General features: G+C 77.2%; 1 pseudogene. It reads left to right on the top strand.

The window, feature by feature from the left end:
* A pseudogene (locus J0695_RS41300) lies at positions 1-259 on the top strand (ThiF family adenylyltransferase); the annotation flags it as partial.

The following is a 259-nucleotide window of genomic DNA, read 5'->3' as shown; positions in this document are numbered from 1 at the left end:
ATCGTCTGCGCGAGGAGGGCCGGCGGATGGATCTGCCCGACGGCCATGTCGACCGGCTGGTGGCCCGGCTGTCCCGGGCCGGGCTCCTCGACGACTCCCGGGGCGGCGGCCCGGCTGCCGACGCCCTGCGAGAGAAACGGGAGGTCCTCGACCGGCTGCGCCCCGATCTAGCCTCGCTGACCCTGACCACCTCCGCGCCGGGCGACGCACTCGGACGGCTCGCGGCGCGCCGCGGAGCCCGGGTGCAGGTGAGGGGCGC

This window comes from Streptomyces beijiangensis (genome assembly GCF_017315755.1).
Lineage (GTDB): Bacteria > Actinomycetota > Actinomycetes > Streptomycetales > Streptomycetaceae > Streptomyces > Streptomyces beijiangensis.
The sequence above is the reverse complement of the archived record's forward strand: the minus strand, read 5'-3'. Positions and strand labels throughout refer to the sequence as shown.